Below are 17461 nucleotides of genomic sequence, written 5' to 3'. Positions count from 1 at the left end.
TACGGGCAACGCCATGAAATATCACGATTTGCGGGACTTCATCGCGGCGCTGGAAGCGCGCGGTGAGTTGAAGCGTGTCACGGTGGAGGTGGATCCCTACCTGGAGATCACCGAGATCTGTGATCGCACGCTGCGAGCCGGTGGGCCTGCGCTGCTGTTCGAGAACGTCAAGGGCAGCGACATGCCGGTGCTGGGGAACCTGTTCGGCACTCCAGAGCGTGTGGCCATGGGCATGGGGCAGGAAAACGTCGAAGCGTTGCGCGAGGTGGGCAAGCTGCTGGCTTTCCTGAAGGAGCCCGATCCTCCCAAGGGGCTCAAGGATGCCTGGGAGAAGCTGCCGGTCTTCAAGCAGGTCATGAGCATGGGACCGAAGACGTTGCGTTCGGCGCCGTGCCAGCAGGTCGTGCTCGAAGGCGATGAGGTCGATCTCGATCGTCTGCCGATTCAGCACTGCTGGCCGGGCGACGTGGCGCCGCTTGTGACCTGGGCGCTGGTGGTGACCAAGGGGCCGCACAAGTCGCGCCAGAACCTGGGGATCTATCGTCAGCAGAAGCTTGGCAAGAATCGATTGATCATGCGTTGGCTGAGTCACCGCGGCGGGGCGCTGGATTTTCGCGAATGGCAGCAGACACACCCCGGCGAACCCTTCCCCGTCGCGGTGGCGCTGGGGGCCGACCCGGCGACCATCCTGGGCGCCGTGACACCAGTGCCGGACACGCTCTCCGAGTACGCCTTCGCCGGCCTGCTGCGCGGTTCGCGGACCGAACTGGTCAAATGCGGCCACGCCGACCTGCAGGTCCCGGCTTCCAGCGAGATCGTGCTGGAAGGTTTCATCCATCCGGACGACATGGCCCCCGAAGGGCCCTATGGCGATCACACCGGATACTACAACGAAGTCGAAAGCTTTCCCGTCTTTACCGTCGAGCGGATCACCCATCGGCGTGATCCGATCTACCATTCGACCTACACCGGCCGCCCGCCGGACGAGCCCGCGGTGCTGGGGCTGGCGCTCAATGAAGTGTTCGTGCCGATCCTGCGCAAGCAGTTTCCCGAGATCGTCGACTTCTATCTGCCGCCGGAAGGATGCTCCTATCGCATGGCGGTGGTGACCATGAAGAAGCAATACCCCGGTCACGCCAAGCGGGTCATGATGGGCGTCTGGAGCTTCCTGCGCCAGTTCATGTACACCAAGTTCGTGATCGTGCTGGACGACGATGTCGATGCCCGCAACTGGGAAGACGTGATCTGGGCGATCACCACCCGGATGGACCCTGCCCGGGATACGGTGATGGTGGAGAATACGCCGATCGACTATCTCGACTTCGCCTCGCCGACGGCGGGGCTGGGCTCGAAGATGGGGCTGGATGCGACCAACAAGTGGCCCGGCGAGACGACACGGGAGTGGGGAGAACCCATCGTCATGGATCCGGCGATCAAATCGCGGGTCGACGAGCGCTGGGAAAGCTATGGTATCGATATCGCGCCACCACAGGCGCGAACCGGAAAACCCTCGGACGGCGGTGCGGCATGACGGCAAACGATGAGGTGAACATGACGGTCAGAACGTTGACCTGCCAGGTGGAAACCGTCGAGGATCTGACGCCCGATGTGTTCCGGGTCGTGCTCGAAGGGCGTGCCGAGGCGATTGCCCATGCGCCCGGGCAGTATCTCGAACTGGAATTGCATGAAGAGACCTGGGTGCCGTTCTCGATCGCCTGCGCCGAAACCGGCGACGGCCGTCTGGAGCTGCACATTCAGCATTGGCCGGAACGCACCCACTCGGCGCGCCTGCGGGAGCTGCTGACCCATCGCAATCGGCTGTCGGTCCGGCTGCCCAGCGGCGAGTGCACGCTACCTGCAGGCCGTTCGGAGCCGCTGCTGCTGATCGCCGCCGGTACCGGCTTTGCCCAGCTCAAGGCCATCGTCGAAGCCGCCCTGACCGAGAATCCCGAACGGGACATCTCGATCTGGTGGGCCGTGCGCGAGCGCCGCGATCTCTATGCTGAAACCCAGGCGCGGGAATGGGCCCAGGCGTATGCGAACGTTCGTTTTCACGCTGTGGTCGAAACCCCGGAGGCCGCGCTCGAGGCGCTGCCCGGCGTGCGCTGGCACACCGGGCGTATCGATGAGGTGCTGGCATCGCAGCTGGATACGTTGGAAGGCGTCGAGATCTACCTCGCCGGATCTCCCGGCATGGTCTATGCCTGCGTGGATACGCTGGCCCCGTTGGGGCTGGTCGAATCGCAGGTCCATTCGGACGTCTTCAGCTATGCGCCGCGGGTGCCGTTTCTGCCACTGCCGGAGAGCGACCCGGATCAGGCGCCGTTGACCCCGGGCGAGATCGCCTCGTCACCGGAGAAGAAGTCGTGAGCCAATCCCCGATCCTGATCACCGGTGGCACCCAGCGCCTTGGGCTGCACTGTGCCGAGCGGCTGCTCGACGACGGCCATCCGGTGATCGTCACCTATCGCCGCGAGCGGGAGTCGCTGTCGGCGCTACGGGAGCGTGGCGCGGTGACGCTGGCGGCGGACTTTGCCACCGAAGCCGGTATTCTCGACTTCATCGCCCGGCTGCGGGATAACACCGCGAGTCTGCGCGCCATCATTCACAACGCTGGGGAGTGGTTGTCGGACCCCGGCCCCGAGGCGGCCGGCGAAACCTTCGAGCGTCTGTTCCGGGTCAACATGCAGGCGCCGTATCTGATCAATCTCCATGCCCGCAGCCTGCTGGACGCCTGCCAGGAGCCGCAGCGCGACATCGTGCATATCACCGACAGCGTAGTACAGCGGGGCGCGGCGGGGCAGTCCGCCTACGCCGCCACCAAGGCCGGGCTGGAAAGCCTGACCCGGTCGTTCGCCGCCCAGTTCGCGCCCACGATCCAGGTCAACGCCATCGCGCCCGGTCTGGTGATGCTCGCCGAGGGCGAAGACGTAGATGGCGGCCGCGACCGGCGCGTGCCGGGGCCAGGGGTGATCTACCAGACCCTGCGTTACCTGCTCGACAATGACTTCGTCACCGGCACGATAATGCCGGTTGACGGCGGCAGCCACCTGGGCTGAAAGCGCCGCGATTCGTCTATAGCGAGACGGTGCTGTTGCGAATCTGTACCAGTTTGCCTTCGTCGATCACGGGGCCGGATGGCTTGCCTCCCGGCGCGCCGGAGCTCGGCTCCATGCTGACGGCGAAATCGGCGGTCTTCATCAGGCCCAGCATCTTGGCGGGCAACTGCATGGTGGCCTGGCCCTGAATCGGCAACATGCCTAGCGAAACCGGCGTACCGTTCTCCATCATCCACAGCTCGCCACCCTTGCCTGCGGGCATCGGGCCGGGTTTGACCGCCTGAACCATCATCTTGCCGTCGAGGGTGGCGTTGATAATCCAGGCCGGCTGGCCGCTGGCGTGGTTGATCACGAAGACATATTCACCGGGCATCATCGCCGGCTCCCGTGGCGTCAGCGCGATCACTGCCAGAACCAGCGCCGCCGCCGTCGCGAAACCGCTGAACGCCCGCCAGAAGCCGAGACGCTGCAGCAGGCCCGCTCTCAGGCCCAGGCGCGCGACAATGCCGGACCACAGATGGCCGGGCGGCGTCACCGGTTCCAGCTGCTGGTTGAAGATCTGCAGGTGCTCTCGCCAGGCATCGACGCTACGCTGCAGATCCGTGCTGACCGCCAGCAATGCCTCGAACTCGGCGCGCTGGTCTCGATCCAGCGTACCGAGAACGTACTCTCCGGCGGCCAGCTCGCGCGCTTCGGGGTCGCTCAAGTCAAACGTGTCATGCATGCCTTCAACCTCTCGAGGCCTCTGCGGACCCAGCTCTTGACGGTTCCCAACGGCGTGGTGAGATGCGATGCCAGATCTTGATGGGTCAATCCTTCGAAAAATGCGAGCTCGAGCACCTGGCGCTGTTGCGCCGGCAATTCGGTCAGGCACTGCTGCAGCGATTCCGCCTGCTGATTGATGTCGCTCTCGCTCTCGACATCGGATTCGCCGGGCAGTGAATCGATGATCGCTTCGCTATCGGCTTCCTGGGGGCGTTGACGCCGGAGCCAGTCGATGCCGATGTTGCGAGTGAGGGTCGAAAGCCAGGTCATCGGGCGGGCGCGGGAAGCATCGTACTGTCCGGCCACCTGCCATACCCGCAGGTAGACCAGTTGCAGGCAGTCCTGCGCGGCCGCTTCCTGCCGAACGATACGCAATAGCTGGGCGTATAGATGCGGACTGGTCGCGCGGTAGAGCTTCTCGAAAGCGAGACCATCGCCACGGGCGCTGGCGTGAAGATTGTCGATCAGCACGTCATGAGGTGGGTAGGCCATGAAAGTCCTTGGAATCCTTTCTTTTTCTGATTTCCCAGTCTCGTCAACGGGCGAGAACAAGTAAAGCTCGGCGGCCAGCGTTTGCCTCAAAAGACTTGTCAAAACGCGCCGGGGCGTTAGGATAGAGAGACAATTTGCGACATCACGTCTTCGTGACGAACGATGTTTGCGAACGAACGTCTGTGAGAAAGATCATGACCGAACGCCACGATTCACGCTTCATCGACACCGCCAACGCCGTTGGCGGTGCGATGGCGTTTGCGTTCTTCGGTTATGGCTATTGGTTTAGGACTGGCGTGCCCGCCGGTTGGTCAACGTGACCTGAACCCGCGAGGCACGCCCGGAACCGGGCTGCCTCCTCCTCGCATCAAGAACCCCCGGATGGCAGGCCCACCCGGGGGTTCTCGCGTTTTCGGGTCTCGATTCTTGAACATCACCTGGAATGAGATCGTTATGGACGCTGCCACATCCGAATTGAAACCGGCCCTATCCACGCCGAAATCATCGTCTTCCATCAGAGCGCTGCCATTGCCGACGGCGCAGGAGCTGCGTCGGCAGCTGCCGGTGAGCGCGGCGCTCGAGGCCCGGATCGCTGCGAGCCGCGAGGCCATACGGGCCATCCTCGAAGGCGAGGACGATCGCCTGCTGGTCGTGACCGGCCCCTGTTCAGTGCACGACCCTGCCGCGGCGCTGGAGTATGCCGAGCGTCTGGCGGCACTCAATGAAGCGGTGGAGGACCGGCTTTTGCTGGTGATGCGCGTCTACGTCGAGAAACCGCGTACCACCGTCGGCTGGAAAGGGCTGGCCTACGATCCCCACCTCGACGGCAGCGACGACATGGCCGCGGGCCTGGCCATGGCGAGACGGCTGATGCGCGATATCGCCGAACTGGGCCTGCCGGTCGCGACGGAGCTGCTGCAGCCGATGGCCGGCGCCTACTTCGATGATCTGCTGAGCTGGGTGGCGATCGGCGCGCGGACCACCGAATCCCAGATTCACCGTGAACTCGCCAGCGGGCTGGCGGCGGCGGTCGGATTCAAGAACGGAACCCAGGGCAATGTCGATGTCGCTATCGCTGCCATGCAATCGGCGGCCCATTCGCATCGCCACTTCGGTGTGACCGCCGACGGCGGCCCGGCGATGATCGAAACGCCGGGCAATGCCGCCACGCATCTGGTGCTTCGCGGTGGCCGCAACGGGCCCAATCATGATGCCGAGAGCGTGGCTGCCAGCCGCCGGGCGATGACGCAGGCCGGGCTCGCGGCGAGGATCATGGTCGACTGCAGCCACGCCAATTCGAACAAGGACCACCGGCGTCAGACGGAAGTCCTCTATGATGTGCTGGAACAACGCATGGCCGGCGATCGCAGCCTGATCGGCGTGATGCTCGAAAGCCACCTGTTCGAAGGCAAGCAGGCGCTCAATCCCGCGGCGCTGCGCTATGGCGTGTCGATCACCGACGCCTGCCTGGGCTGGGAGACCACCGAACAGCTGTTGCTGCGTGCGGCGGAGCGGCTTGGTCAGGCCTGAACCGTGCCCCCGGCGGTCGCCGGGGTGGACATCATCTCGTCATATTCCCGGCTTAGCCTCGTCACGACGATCAATCCGTGACGAGCCAGGGAGACAAACATGAGCCGGGATGTCGAAGATCATCGAATTCACAACAACAGCCAGAACCTGCCTTTCGGTGAGGTTGTCGAGCGCCACCTCTCGCGTCGCCAGATTCTCCAGGGTGGCCTGGGGCTGGCCGCGCTTTCCATGATGGGAGGGTTCGGACTCGGCGGCAGCAACGGCGCCTGGGCCCAGGACAAGACGCCGCTGGCGCTGGCCTTCGAATCGATCAAGGGCTCGCACACCGATGCGGTCGTGGTGCCAGCCGGATATCGGGCACAGGTGCTGATTCCGTGGGGAACGCCGCTCAATGCCCTGGCCGGTGCCTGGCAGAAGGATCTCGCCATGACCCCCGAGCAGCAGGCGAACAGCGTGGGCATGCATCATGACGGCATGCATGCCTTCCCCCTGGACTCGGAAAGCGGCTCGCGCCGTTTTCTGCTCGCGCTCAACAACGAGTACATCGACCAGGATGCCCTGTGGGCGCCCCAGGGCGGCCCGACCCGGCCGGACGGCGTGCGGCCGGCCGACGAGGTTCGTACCGAAATCAACGCTCACGGCGTCACTATCGTCGAGATCCGCCGCCAGGACGACGGTGGCTGGACGCATGTGGTCGACTCTCCCTACAACCGCCGAATCACGACCGCCACGCCGGTCATGCTGGCCGGGCCGGTCGCAGGCAGCGACTACGTCAGGACGCGCTACTCGACCGACGGTACTCGAACGCGCGGCACCAACAACAACTGCGCCAACGGCTACACGCCGTGGGGAACCTACCTGACTTGCGAGGAAAACTGGCCGGAAGTCTTCGTCAATACCGGCGAGCGTTTCAGCGACGATGCTCGCCTGGGATTGCCGACAGATCGCGGGCGCTACGGATGGGAAACGGCGGCCGGCGATGGCGAACAGGACGACGAATTCTCGCGCTTCGACGTCACGCCCGGGGCGGGCGAGGCGAGCGAGGACTATCGCAACGAGGCGCGAACCTTCGGCTACGTGGTCGAGATCGATCCGTATACCCAGGCCATGGCCGTCAAGCGCACGGCGCTGGGGCGTTTCCGCCACGAGGGATGCTGGCCCGGGCCGGTCCGCGCCGGCGAGCCGCTGACGTTCTACACCGGTCACGACTCGCGCAACGAATATATCTACAAGTTCGTCAGCGCCGCCAAGTGGGATCCCGCCGATGCCCCTCGGCCGGGCAACGAAGCGAATCGTCTGGCCATCGGCAGCAAATATTTCGACGAAGGCACGCTCTACGCGGCGCGCTTCGATGAAGACGGACGAGGCGAGTGGCTGCCGCTGACGCCGGACGCAAAAACGCCATCCGGCCAGACGCTGGCCGCGGCGCTGGGCCTGGATGCCGACGATACCGCCGGCATCATCATCCACACCTGCGATGCGGCCGACCTGATGGGCGCGACGCCGATGGATCGGCCGGAATGGTCCAGCGTGGATCCCGTCTCCGGCGAGGTCTACTTCACCTTGACCAACAACTCGAAACGCACGGCGGCGGATACCGAAGCCAGTTTCACCAACGACGGCACGGCGATCGATGCCGGCGGCGTGGGCTATGCCACGGCGCCCGCCAATGTCGCCAACCCGCGCGCCAACAACGAGAGCGGTCACATCATTCGCTGGCGAGAGCAGCCGGACAATCGCTTTGCCTGGGAAATCTTCGTGTTCGGCAGCGATGCCGGCGCGGGCGACAATCGCTCCGGCCTGACCGAGGACAACCAGTTCGCGAGCCCCGACGGCCTATGGTACGACGAGCGTGGCGAAGGGCAGGGCATTCTCTGGTTCCAGACGGACAATAGCGACAATGCCGTGGCCGAATACACCAACGACCAGTTGCTGGCGGTGGTGCCGGGCGCGCTCGGCCAGGACGCCAGTGGTGCCGGCTCGGTCATCGATGCCGGCAACCAGAGCCATCTCAAACGCTTCGCCGTCGGCCCGAATGGCTGCGAGGTGACCGGTATCTTCGCTACGCCGGACCGCACCGCGCTGTTCATCAATATCCAGCACCCGGGCAACTGGCCGGCGGATGGTGATGCCCTGAGCCAGGACGCCACCCGAGCCACGAACGGTCAGGTTCGCCCCCGCGCGGCGACGGTAGCGATCTGGAAGGGAGACGGCGGCCAGGTCGGCCTCTGATCGATCGAGAGCCGCGAGCATGGAAAAGGCCGAATGCGAAAGCATCCGGCCTCTGCCATCGGATCGCCCACTATTCAACCCGCCAACTCGCCAACTCGCCAACTCGGCAGTCACCGATCATCGCCGCGATCAGCGCAATGATCCGGTGGCCGCGCTCACGCCTGGCTGGCGTAGGCGTAAAGCAGCGTCTCCTGCGCGCTGATCGGCTCGGCGTCGCCCGAGTCGCATAGATGGTACTGTCCCTCTGTGTCGAGCTCCCAGCTCTGGCAGTTGTCCAGCAGATAGGTATCGAGATCCTTGCGTACCTGCTGAGCGACTTTCTTGTCCAGCAGCGGGAAGCAGGTCTCCACCCGATGGAACATGTTGCGCTCCATGGCGTCGGCGCTGGAGCACCACACCTCGTGCTTGCCGTCGTTATGAAAGTAATAGACGCGGGTATGCTCGAGGAAGCGACCGATGATCGAGCGTACCCGGATGTTGTCGGAGATACCCGGTATGCCCGGGCGAAGGCAGCACATGCCACGAATGATCAGCTCGCAGGTCACGCCGGCCTGGGAAGCCCGATAGAGCGCGCGGATCAGCTTGGGCTCTGTGATCGCATTGCATTTGAGGACGAGCCTGGCCTTCTTGCCGTTCTCCGCCAGTCTGGCTTCGCGTTCGATCATCTCGATCAACGCCTTGTGCAGCGTGAACGGCGCATGCAGCAGCGTCTGGATCTTGCGCGGCTTGCCCATGCCGGAGAGTTGCTGGAACACCTTGTGCACGTCTTCGCACAGCGCCTCGTTGGCGGTCATCAGGCTGTAATCGGTATATAGCTTGGCGGTCTTGGCGTGATAGTTGCCGGTGCCGAGATGAGCGTAATGACGGAGCGTGCCTTTCTCGCGGCGCACGATATGCATCATCTTGGCGTGGGTCTTGCAGGCCATGACACCGTAGATGACGATGGCACCGGCTTCCTGCAGCCGGGAGGCCAGGGCCAGGTTGTCGGCCTCGTCGAAGCGCGCCCTCAGCTCGATGACGACGGTCACTTCCTTGCCGCCGCGCGCGGCCTCCACCAGTGCGCCGACGATCGACGAGTCGGCGCCGGTGCGATAGAGGGTCTGCTTGATGGCCAGCACGTCGGGATCCCGTGCCGCCTGGCGCAGCAGATCCTCCACCGGGGTAAACGACTGGAAAGGATGATGCAGCAGGATATCGCCCTGCAGAATGGCGGAGAACAGGTTGGCCTCGCCGCGTAACGGCTTGGGCAGGCCGGGAGTGAAGGGGCGATAGCGCAGGTCGGGGCGTTGGACGTCGCCGAGCACCGCCATCATCCGGGTCAGGTTGACCGGACCGTTGACCCGATAGAGATCCTCTTCGCCCAGCTCGAACTGTTTGAGCAGGAAGCTGATCAGGCTGTCGGGGCAGTTGTCGGCCACCTCCAGGCGGACGCCGCTGCCGTAGCGTCTGGCCAGCAGTTCCCCGCGCAGCGCGGAGGCCAGATCCGAGATTTCTTCGGGATCGACCGACAGATCGGCGTTGCGCGTCAGCCGGAACTGGTAGCAGCCGCCCACTTGCATGCCGGGAAAGACCTCGTGGGCATGGGCGTGGATCATCGACGACAGAAAGACGTAGTCGGTGAAGCCTTCCTCGCAGAGCGCATCCGGCAGCCGGATCAGGCGCGGCAGCGAGCGCGGCGCGGGCAGGATCGCCATGCCGCCCTCGCGGCCGAAGGCATCGGTGCCATCGAGCTCGACGATGAAGTTGAGGCTCTTGTTGACCAGTCGCGGAAACGGATGGGAAGGGTCGAGCCCGATCGGGCTGATGACCGGAGCGATCTCCTCCTCGAAATAGTCGGCGACCCAGGCCGCCTGTTCGGGGGTCCACTGGGCACGACGTCGGAAGCGGATCTTCTGCTCTTCCAGTGCCGGCACCAGTACATCGTTGAGAATGCGGTACTGGCGCTCCACCTGCTCGTGAGCGATCCGTGACACCTCGCTCAGGACGCGAGCGGGCGCCATGCCATCGGCGCCGGTCTCCTCGCGAAACGAAGCAAGCTGATGCTTGAGCCCGGCCACGCGAATCTCGAAGAACTCATCGAGATTGGAGGAGAAGATCAGCAGGAACATCAGGCGGTCGAGCAACGGATGCGAAGTGTCTAGAGACTGCTCGAGCACGCGGATGTTGAACTGCAGATGTGACAGTTCGCGGTTGAAATAGAGCGCGGGGTCGTCGAGATCCGCCTGGGAAGAGGGCGCCTCCTTGGCGTGGATCCCCTTGCGCGTGCGGTTGACGCGCAAGGGGGTCGCATTGATCTCCTCACCGGTGACCGATACCAGCGTATCGGCCGAGGTAGTGAGCGTATCGGTAGAGGCAGAAAATGTATGGGTAGAGGTATCGGGCGTGTCTGGTGTGCCTGAGTCTGTCATCGAAAGTCTCCGGTACCGGGGCAGACACGCCCGCGGCCCTCAGGAATTGAGCAATTGTGCGGCGCGTTTGGCGAAATAGGTCAAGATGCCGTCGGCGCCCGCGCGCTTGAAGCAGGTCAGCGACTCCAGGATCACGCTGTCGGCATCCAGCCAGCCCTTTTCGAAGGCGGCCATGTGCATGGCGTATTCACCGCTGACCTGATAGGCGAAGGTCGGGACACCGAAGGAGTCCTTCACGCGCTGGATGACGTCCAGGTACGGCATGCCGGGCTTAACCATGACCATGTCGGCGCCTTCCTGAATATCCAGTGCCGTCTCGTGCAGCGCTTCGTTGGTGTTGGCCGGATCCATCTGGTAGCTGAACTTGTCGGCCTTGCCCAGGTTGCCGCTGGAGCCGATGGCATCGCGGAACGGGCCGTAATACTTCGAGGCGTACTTGGCCGAATAGGCCATGATCTGCGTCTCGTGCAGCCCCTCGCGTTCGAAGGTGGCACGAATCTCCCCGATCCGGCCATCCATCATGTCGGATGGAGAGATCACGTCCGCTCCGGCCTCGGCATGGGACAGCGCCTGCTTGATCAGCGCTTCGATGGTGCGATCGTTCATCAGATAGCCGTTCTCGTCCGGCACCCCGTCCTGACCGTGGGTCGTGTAGGGGTCGAGCGCCACATCGGTGATGATGCCGAGATCCGGGAAGCGCTCGCGCAACGCCCGAATCGCACGCTGGATCACGCCGTCCGGATTCCACGCTTCGGCGCCGTCGACAGTCTTCTTTTCCGCCGGCGTGAAGGGAAAGAGATCGATCGCCGGGATGCCGAGTTCGACCAGCTCTTCGGTCTCGCGCAGCAGCTCGTCGATGGACAGACGCTCGACGCCCGGCATCGACGCGACCGGCTCGCGGCGCTTCTCGCCGTCGAGCACGAAGACGGGAAGAATCAGGTCGTCAGTCGTCAGTGTCGATTCTCTGGCCAGGCGGCGGGAAAAATCGCTCTTGCGTAGACGACGCAGGCGGGTGGCCGGGTACTGACGAGGAAGGTTGTAACGCATGAATTTCTCCACGGTGGACGGCGAACATGTCTTGCGACACGTTCGCGGCGCCGGTAGCTACTCTACCGACGGCGAATGACAGAACGATGACAGTGGGTTCGATGCCTCAGTATAACAACCGTGAGGGCCGACAGGATGAGGGCGGTTGTCGCAGCGGCTTGTCACGGCAGTGCCGCGCGAACGGATCAGTCCGCGCCGGTCGGATCTTCCGCGCGGCGACGCTGGACGATACGGCCGAAGACGATGCCGACCTCGAAAAGAAGCCACATGGGCACGGCCAGCAGGCTCTGCGAAATGATGTCCGGCGGGGTGAGCAGCATGCCGATGATGAAACAGATCAGGATCACATAAGGGCGCTTCTTGCTCAGGCTCTTCACGTCGGTGATCCCGGTCCAGATGACCAGAAAGGTGGCGATGGGGATTTCGAACGCCACGCCGAAGGCAAAGAACATCTTCAGCACGAAGTTGAGATAGGCGTTGATATCCGTCATCACCGTGACGTCCTGCGGCCCGGTATGCACGAAGAAGCTGAACAGCAGCGGGAACACGACATAGTAGGCGAAGGCGGCGCCGCAGTAGAACAGCAGGATGCTGGAGGCGAGCAGCGGGAATGCCAGCGCTTTTTCGTGCTTGTAGAGCCCCGGCGCGATGAACGCCCAGGCCTGATAGAGAATGAACGGGATCGCGGCGAAGATCGCGACCACCATGGTCAGCTTGAACGGTGCCAGGAACGGCGAGGTGACCTCGGTGGCGATCATCTTCGATCCCACCGGCAGCAGGGCCACCAGCGGGTCGGCGACGAAGCGGTATATCTCGTTGGAGAACGCGTAGAGCCCGACGAAGATCACCACGACGACGATCACGGCCTTCATCAGTCTGGAGCGCAACTCTATCAAGTGCTCGATCAGTGGCGCCTGTGGCTGCTGTTCATCTGGCGGTGGAGAAGAGGCATCGCTCATCGGGAAGCCGAATCCTTGTCCGCGGGGGAGGAAGAAGGGGCAGCGGGGGGCGACTCGGGGGACGACGACGGCTGCGGGTCGGCGTCGGAGGTTGCCCCGGCCGATTGCCGGTCATTCCCGGAAGAGGGCGTCGATATCGAGGGCGTCGATGTCGAGGGGGACGATGTCGAGGGGGACGAGCCGCCTTTCGGGTCGCTTTCGAAGTGCTTCTCGACGCCTCGGCGCGCCTGGTTGACGCCCTCGTCCAGTTTCTTCTGCTGCTCGGCCAGTTTCTGGCGCAACTCCTCGGCCTCGAGCTGAGAGGTGATCTCCCGCTGCATGGTCGAGACGCTGCGCTTGATCCGGCCGACCCAGAGGCCGGCGGTACGAGCCGCCTTGGGCAGGCGCTCCGGCCCCAGTACCAGCAAGCCCACGATGCCGATCAGCAGAAGTTCGAAGAAACCGATATCGAACATGTCGGTTACTTGCGCTCGGCCTTGTCGCTGGACGTCTGCGTCTCGTCGGCGCGGCTATCGAAGTTGCTGTCCTGGGTGGTGTGGTTCGCCGAGTCCTGGGAGTGGTTGATGCTATGCTGCGTCGTGCTCCCTTTTTTCTCGTCTTCGTCTTCACCGACGGCCTTCTTGAAGCCCTTGACGGCACCGCCCAAGTCGCTGCCGACGTTGCGCAGTTTCTTGGTGCCGAAGATCAGAATGATGATCCCGAGAACGATCAACAACTGCCAGATGCTAATCCCGCCCAGCATAACTTTCTCCTTACCGATGCGCGTTGGCGCGATGATGATTCATGAGTCTCGCTGGCGCGATGCCTTTTCGTCCAGCCCCGAAACGCCGAAGCGCCGGGCCAGTTCCGCCAGTACTTCACGATGGTCGATATCGAGGTGCGACAGCATGACCAGACTGTGAAACCAGAGGTCGGCCACTTCGCCGACCAGATCCTGACGGCTCTTTGCATCATCCGCCTCGACATCCTTGGCAGCAAGCAGCGTTTCCGTCGCTTCCTCGCCGACCTTTTCCAGGATCTTGTTGAGGCCTCGATGATGCAGTTGCGCGACATAGGAGCTATCCGGGTCCGCGCTGCGACGGGCGTCCAGTACCGCCGCCAGTTGCTCGAGAGTATCACTCATGAGATGACATTCCTGCTTCTGAGGCTAGATTGGCTTCGAGCCGCCCCGACTGCGTCGGAAGCTGTAAGCCGTAAGCTGTAAGCCGTAAGAAAAACCAAGTCGCGAGCTTCGGGCGCCGGCTTCGGGGCGCTGTAAAAAGCAGCTTCGAGCTCGATGACTTCGATGTACGGGGCGTCATCATACACTCAGCGCCACGCCAGCAGCACTATGCCCAGGCCGGCCGCGACCAGCACCGGCCACGGTTGCTGTTCCGCCCACGCCAGCATCGGCTGCCAGGCCAGCGCCACCGCCAGCAGAACGGCACCCAGGCGCAGGCGTCGGGCGCGGGGGGCGGCTCGCTGGAAGCGGGCTTCCAGGCTCGACAGCGCCTCCGTCTGCTGACGGTTGAGCCGACGCTGCTGCTCGCGGTCGGAGAGAGCCTGGTGCGCGAGCACCGGCAGTTCCGGAATCTGATGCGCCAGTTCCGGCGCGTGCTTCTGCAGTGTCTTCCAGAAGCCCTTGGGCCCGGCGCGTTCGCGCATCCAGCGCTCGAGATAGGGCTTGGCCGTGCTCCACAGGTCCAGATCGGGGTAGAGCTGGCGACCGAGTCCTTCGATGTTGAGCAGCGTTTTCTGCAGCAGTACCAGCTGTGGCTGGACTTCCATGTTGAAGCGCCGCGCGGTCTGAAACAGCCCCAGCAGCACCTGACCGAAGGAGATGTCTTTGAGCGGCTTCTCCAGAATCGGCTCGCACACCGCGCGGATCGCCGACGCGAACTCGTTGGCTCGCGTGCCTTCGCCGACCCAGCCGGATTCGATATGCAGTACCGCGACTTCGTAATAATCCTGGCGGAAGAACGCGAGCAGGTTCCGCGCCAGGTAATCCTGGTCTTCCCGGGTCAGGCTGCCGACGATACCGCAGTCGATGGCGATGTAACGAGGCTCGGTGGGGTTGTCCCGCGAGACGAAGATATTGCCGGGATGCATGTCGGCATGGAAGAAATTGTCGCGGAAGACCTGGGTGAAGAAGATCTCGACGCCACGCTCGGCCAGCTTCTTGAGATCCGTGCCCTGGGCGCGCAGGGCATCGATATCCGCCACCGGAATGCCGTTGATGCGTTCCTGGACCATGACCTGACGGTGAGTCAGCGACCAGTGGATGGCAGGCACGTAAAGTAGCGGCGAGCTCTGGAAGTTGCGCTTGAGCTGCGAGGTGTTGGCGGCTTCCTTGTTGAGATCGAGCTCGTCGAACAGCGTCGCTTCGTAGTCCTGGACCACTTCCACCGGCCGGAGGCGACGCGCTTCGGGAATCCGGCGCATCAGGCGCGCGAAGGTATACAGCAGCCCGATATCTTCGCGCATGATGCGATCGATACCGGGGCGAATGATCTTGACCACGACCTGCTCGCCGCTGTGCAGCTCGGCGGCGTGAACCTGAGCGATCGACGCCGAGGCCATCGGCTCGGTCTCGAACGCCGCGAACGCTTCCTCGACCGTCTGGCCCAGCTCGATCTCGACCATGGCGCGAGCGGTTTCGCCGGGGAAGGGCGGAACCTGATCCTGCAGCCGTTTGAGTTCATCGGCGATATCCGGCGGCAGCAGATCGCGTCGCGTCGACAGCATCTGGCCGAACTTGACGAAGATCGGGCCCAGCGACTCCAGCGCCAGGCGCAGTCGCTTGCCCCGCGAATGGTCGCCGATCGGGATCAGGCGAACGGGAGCAAAGCGCCACAGCCAGCGAATGACCGGTGGCAGGCGTTCCTGGGGAACCAGGCTGTCGAGGCGATAACGGGAGACGGTCCAGGCGATGCGAAATAGCCGCAAACTCATGAATGCGACTCCCGGCGAAGTTGCAGCCGAGCCACTCTGGCCCCGAGTCGATCGACGGCCTGCTGGAGTTCGGTCAGATGGTCACGGGCGACGGCCAGCTGGTCGCGTCCCGCCAGCCAGCGTCGTTCCTCGAACAGATATTCACGCATGTCCTGTTGCCATTCGTTGGCCAGAAAACGGGCCTGACGGTCGAGATGACGGATACCGCTGGCCACGCCGTGCGCGGTGCCATTGCCCAGGATGCTGGCCAACGCGCCTTCCCAGTCGATGTCGAGATCCATGAACAGAGTCTGGATGGGAGCCAACAGCCCCGTCTGGCCGGTAACCGGCAATTGCCCGCTGAACAGCAGCCGTTCGGGCGAGTCGCCCGCCATCAGGCGGGTGAGGACGTCTCGGGTGACGGTGATCTCGAGATCGTCCGCGTCGTGCCAGTCATGCACGCGCCCCAGCGTGACGCCATCGTCATGAAAGGCCACGCGCAGTCCGAGCCGGGCCTCGGCGAAAGTCAGGCGCAGGGTATGACCGGCCAGTGCCGCCAGCCTCGCGGGCGATGCGGGGTCACGTCGCAGCAGCGTGTTCAGCGAGCGCTCCAGCGCGACCAGGGCGAATGTATCCAGCATGAGGCCGGCCCTCAGAGCTTGATGCCGCGGTGGAGCGCGACGATGCCGCCGGTCATGTTGGTATATTCGACGCGCTCCAGACCGGCAGCCTGCATCATGCCCTTGAGCGTTTCCTGATCGGGATGCATGCGGATCGACTCCGCCAGATAGCGGTAGCTGTCGGCGTCGTTGGCGACCAGTCGGCCCATCTGCGGCAGCAGGCGGAAGGAGTACTGGTCGTAGGCCTTCGACAGCAGGCCGTTGACCGGCTTGGAGAACTCCAGCACCAGCAGGCGCCCGCCCGGCTTGAGCACCCGCGTCATCGAACGCAGCGCCGCGTCCTTGTCGGTGACGTTGCGCAGGCCGAAGGCGATGGTGATGCAGTGAAAGCTATTGTCCGGAAACGGCAGGCTTTCGGCGTTGGCCTGCACGTATTTGACGTTGTCGCCGACACCATGATCAATCAGCTTGTCGCGTCCCACGCGCAGCATGGATTCGTTGATATCGGCGAGAATGACGCGGCCACTGGGTCCTACGCGCTTGGCGAACTGTCGGGTCAGATCGCCGGTGCCGCCGGCGATGTCGAGAACGCGGTGGCCCTGGCGAACGCCGCTGCGCTCGAGCGTCAACTGCTTCCAGAGACGATGGATACCGAACGACATCAGGTCGTTCATGACATCGTAACGCGCGGCCACCGAGTGGAAGACGTCCGCCACGCGGGCGGCTTTCTCGTCGATCGCTACTTTCTCGTAGCCGAAGTCGGTCGTGCGCTTGTCCATGTGCTTTTCTCCGAGATGACGCGAGCGGCGATCGTGCGCCATTGGGGCGATGATGTCGCTGTCTGGGCGGTGTGCTGCCAGGCGGCTCGAGCAGGTGCGAAAGGCGCGCTCGCGGCCGGGGTAAATCGATGTGAATCGACCGAGTCCGCATTGTAGCGTCTGGTCGCAAACTTGTCTTTGCGCATCATGACGCACCAAAAAGAAGACGGCGGCCCGTTGGCCGCCGTCACGCTCAAGGGTCTGGCATCAGACCTGATGGATCTGGATCACGCTGGCCTCACGCGAAGCGCCGGCGCGCTGCAGGCGGGCGAGATAGTCGTCCCACCAGGCTTGCCGATGAATCGCCATGTCGTAGAGATATTCCCAAGTGTAAAGCCCGGTATCGTGTCCGTCGTCGAAATGCAGCTTCAACGCGTAGCGACCGGCCTGGGAGATATTCAGCAGACCGACATTGCGCTTGCCCGTCTGCAACACGGCTTCGCTGGGGTGATGACCCTGGACTTCCGCCGAAGGCGAATAGACGCGCAGCAACTCGATCGGCAAGCGATAGCTTTCGCCATCGGGATAGCCAAGCTCGAGCTCGCGATCGCCCTTGTGGTAGTGAACGCGGTTGGGAACGGGGGCAGGCATTGGAAGACTCCTAGCTTCGACCGCGCCGGA

At 63.7% G+C, this 17461-nt stretch carries 18 protein-coding genes; 6 read left to right on the top strand and 12 right to left on the bottom strand.

Translation table 11 applies throughout. The features are described 5' to 3' along the window. Positions 1-13 precede the first annotated feature (13 nt). The 3 genes from ubiD to folM are packed head-to-tail and all read left to right on the top strand — an operon-like array spanning position 14 to position 3059. On the top strand, positions 14-1531 hold the full coding sequence (gene ubiD, locus DOM32_RS05020) for a 4-hydroxy-3-polyprenylbenzoate decarboxylase (RefSeq protein ID WP_110631747.1): 1518 nt from the start codon (positions 14-16) through the stop codon (positions 1529-1531). A 20-nt stretch (positions 1532-1551) separates the two neighbouring features. Further along, on the top strand, positions 1552-2370 hold the full coding sequence (locus DOM32_RS05015; RefSeq protein ID WP_071231830.1) for an FAD-binding oxidoreductase: 819 nt from the start codon (positions 1552-1554) through the stop codon (positions 2368-2370). Further along, a complete protein-coding gene (gene folM, locus DOM32_RS05010) occupies positions 2367-3059 on the top strand; it encodes a dihydromonapterin reductase (protein WP_071231831.1) in 693 nt (230 codons plus the stop codon). The genes DOM32_RS05015 and folM overlap by 4 nt, the downstream gene beginning before the upstream one ends. Before the next feature lie 16 nt (positions 3060-3075). Here folM and DOM32_RS05005 read toward each other — a convergent pair whose 3' ends face one another. Both DOM32_RS05005 and DOM32_RS05000 read right to left on the bottom strand, forming a co-directional pair. Next, entirely contained in the window at positions 3076-3783 is a 708-nt protein-coding gene (locus DOM32_RS05005; RefSeq protein WP_083387332.1) for an anti-sigma factor, read from the bottom strand. After that, entirely contained in the window at positions 3762-4316 is a 555-nt protein-coding gene (locus tag DOM32_RS05000) for a sigma-70 family RNA polymerase sigma factor (protein WP_110631744.1), read from the bottom strand. Before DOM32_RS05000 ends, DOM32_RS05005 begins: the two co-directional genes overlap by 22 nt. 194 nt (positions 4317-4510) lie before the next feature. Between DOM32_RS05000 and DOM32_RS18200 the strand changes: the two genes are divergently transcribed. The 3 genes from DOM32_RS18200 (at position 4511) to DOM32_RS04990 (ending at position 8078) form a co-directional block, all read left to right on the top strand. After that, positions 4511-4636, top strand: a complete 126-nt coding sequence (locus DOM32_RS18200) for a hypothetical protein (protein ID WP_276233242.1) — start codon at positions 4511-4513, stop codon at positions 4634-4636. 133 nt (positions 4637-4769) lie between these two features. Continuing rightward, on the top strand, positions 4770-5846 hold the full coding sequence (locus tag DOM32_RS04995) for a 3-deoxy-7-phosphoheptulonate synthase (RefSeq protein WP_071231834.1): 1077 nt from the start codon (positions 4770-4772) through the stop codon (positions 5844-5846). 99 nt (positions 5847-5945) lie between these two features. Further along, complete coding sequence (locus DOM32_RS04990) at positions 5946-8078, top strand: PhoX family protein (RefSeq protein ID WP_110631741.1); 2133 nt, start codon at positions 5946-5948, stop codon at positions 8076-8078. A gap of 155 nt (positions 8079-8233) precedes the next feature. Here DOM32_RS04990 and ppk1 read toward each other — a convergent pair whose 3' ends face one another. From ppk1 to DOM32_RS17860, 10 genes are all read right to left on the bottom strand, one after another. Further along, the gene (ppk1, locus tag DOM32_RS04985; RefSeq protein ID WP_110631738.1) at positions 8234-10486 is read right to left on the bottom strand and encodes a polyphosphate kinase 1; all 2253 of its coding nucleotides are present in this window, start codon (positions 10484-10486) and stop codon (positions 8234-8236) included. Between the two features lie 39 nt (positions 10487-10525). Further along, positions 10526-11533 carry a porphobilinogen synthase gene (gene hemB, locus DOM32_RS04980; RefSeq protein ID WP_071231837.1) on the bottom strand — a complete coding sequence of 336 codons (1008 nt, stop codon included), beginning with the start codon at positions 11531-11533 and terminating at the stop codon, positions 10526-10528. Between the two features lie 185 nt (positions 11534-11718). Continuing rightward, complete coding sequence (gene tatC / locus DOM32_RS04975) at positions 11719-12492, bottom strand: twin-arginine translocase subunit TatC (protein WP_071231838.1); 774 nt, start codon at positions 12490-12492, stop codon at positions 11719-11721. Then, the gene (tatB, locus tag DOM32_RS04970; RefSeq protein ID WP_110631735.1) at positions 12489-12947 is read right to left on the bottom strand and encodes a Sec-independent protein translocase protein TatB; all 459 of its coding nucleotides are present in this window, start codon (positions 12945-12947) and stop codon (positions 12489-12491) included. Before tatB ends, tatC begins: the two co-directional genes overlap by 4 nt. 5 nt (positions 12948-12952) lie before the next feature. Continuing rightward, entirely contained in the window at positions 12953-13234 is a 282-nt protein-coding gene (gene tatA, locus DOM32_RS04965) for a Sec-independent protein translocase subunit TatA (RefSeq protein ID WP_071231840.1), read from the bottom strand. Between the two features lie 39 nt (positions 13235-13273). Then, positions 13274-13615: a phosphoribosyl-ATP diphosphatase gene (locus tag DOM32_RS04960; protein ID WP_071231841.1), complete on the bottom strand. Its 342-nt coding sequence runs from the start codon at positions 13613-13615 to the stop codon at positions 13274-13276. 185 nt (positions 13616-13800) lie between these two features. After that, positions 13801-15423: a ubiquinone biosynthesis regulatory protein kinase UbiB gene (ubiB, locus tag DOM32_RS04955; protein ID WP_110631732.1), complete on the bottom strand. Its 1623-nt coding sequence runs from the start codon at positions 15421-15423 to the stop codon at positions 13801-13803. After that, complete coding sequence (locus DOM32_RS04950; protein WP_110631729.1) at positions 15420-16043, bottom strand: ubiquinone biosynthesis accessory factor UbiJ; 624 nt, start codon at positions 16041-16043, stop codon at positions 15420-15422. Before DOM32_RS04950 ends, ubiB begins: the two co-directional genes overlap by 4 nt. 11 nt (positions 16044-16054) lie before the next feature. After that, positions 16055-16801: a bifunctional demethylmenaquinone methyltransferase/2-methoxy-6-polyprenyl-1,4-benzoquinol methylase UbiE gene (ubiE, locus tag DOM32_RS04945; RefSeq protein ID WP_071231921.1), complete on the bottom strand. Its 747-nt coding sequence runs from the start codon at positions 16799-16801 to the stop codon at positions 16055-16057. A gap of 246 nt (positions 16802-17047) precedes the next feature. After that, positions 17048-17431, bottom strand: coding sequence for a gamma-butyrobetaine hydroxylase family protein (locus DOM32_RS17860; protein ID WP_167400647.1), 384 nt, complete (start codon positions 17429-17431; stop codon positions 17048-17050). Positions 17432-17461: the final 30 nt, after the last annotated feature.

This window comes from Salinicola salarius, from assembly GCF_003206135.1.
GTDB lineage: Bacteria > Pseudomonadota > Gammaproteobacteria > Pseudomonadales > Halomonadaceae > Salinicola > Salinicola salarius.
Note: the sequence above shows the minus strand (reverse complement) of the source record. Positions and strands in the feature narration are given on the sequence as shown.

Bases quoted from the DNA above. Each gene is read 5' to 3' on its own strand.
- ubiD (WP_110631747.1), top strand. From the start codon at position 14: ATGAAATATCACGATTTGCGGGACTTCATCGCGGCGCTGGAAGCGCGC.
- DOM32_RS05015 (WP_071231830.1), top strand. From the start codon at position 1,552: ATGACGGTCAGAACGTTGACCTGCCAGGTGGAAACCGTCGAGGATCTG.
- DOM32_RS05005 (WP_083387332.1), bottom strand. From the start codon at position 3,783: ATGCATGACACGTTTGACTTGAGCGACCCCGAAGCGCGCGAGCTGGCC.
- DOM32_RS05000 (WP_110631744.1), bottom strand. From the start codon at position 4,316: ATGGCCTACCCACCTCATGACGTGCTGATCGACAATCTTCACGCCAGC.
- DOM32_RS18200 (WP_276233242.1), top strand. From the start codon at position 4,511: ATGACCGAACGCCACGATTCACGCTTCATCGACACCGCCAACGCCGTT.
- DOM32_RS04995 (WP_071231834.1), top strand. From the start codon at position 4,770: ATGGACGCTGCCACATCCGAATTGAAACCGGCCCTATCCACGCCGAAA.
- DOM32_RS04990 (WP_110631741.1), top strand. From the start codon at position 5,946: ATGAGCCGGGATGTCGAAGATCATCGAATTCACAACAACAGCCAGAAC.
- ppk1 (WP_110631738.1), bottom strand. From the start codon at position 10,486: ATGACAGACTCAGGCACACCAGACACGCCCGATACCTCTACCCATACA.
- hemB (WP_071231837.1), bottom strand. From the start codon at position 11,533: ATGCGTTACAACCTTCCTCGTCAGTACCCGGCCACCCGCCTGCGTCGT.
- tatC (WP_071231838.1), bottom strand. From the start codon at position 12,492: ATGAGCGATGCCTCTTCTCCACCGCCAGATGAACAGCAGCCACAGGCG.
- tatB (WP_110631735.1), bottom strand. From the start codon at position 12,947: ATGTTCGATATCGGTTTCTTCGAACTTCTGCTGATCGGCATCGTGGGC.
- tatA (WP_071231840.1), bottom strand. From the start codon at position 13,234: ATGCTGGGCGGGATTAGCATCTGGCAGTTGTTGATCGTTCTCGGGATC.
- DOM32_RS04960 (WP_071231841.1), bottom strand. From the start codon at position 13,615: ATGAGTGATACTCTCGAGCAACTGGCGGCGGTACTGGACGCCCGTCGC.
- ubiB (WP_110631732.1), bottom strand. From the start codon at position 15,423: ATGAGTTTGCGGCTATTTCGCATCGCCTGGACCGTCTCCCGTTATCGC.
- DOM32_RS04950 (WP_110631729.1), bottom strand. From the start codon at position 16,043: ATGCTGGATACATTCGCCCTGGTCGCGCTGGAGCGCTCGCTGAACACG.
- ubiE (WP_071231921.1), bottom strand. From the start codon at position 16,801: ATGGACAAGCGCACGACCGACTTCGGCTACGAGAAAGTAGCGATCGAC.
- DOM32_RS17860 (WP_167400647.1), bottom strand. From the start codon at position 17,431: ATGCCTGCCCCCGTTCCCAACCGCGTTCACTACCACAAGGGCGATCGC.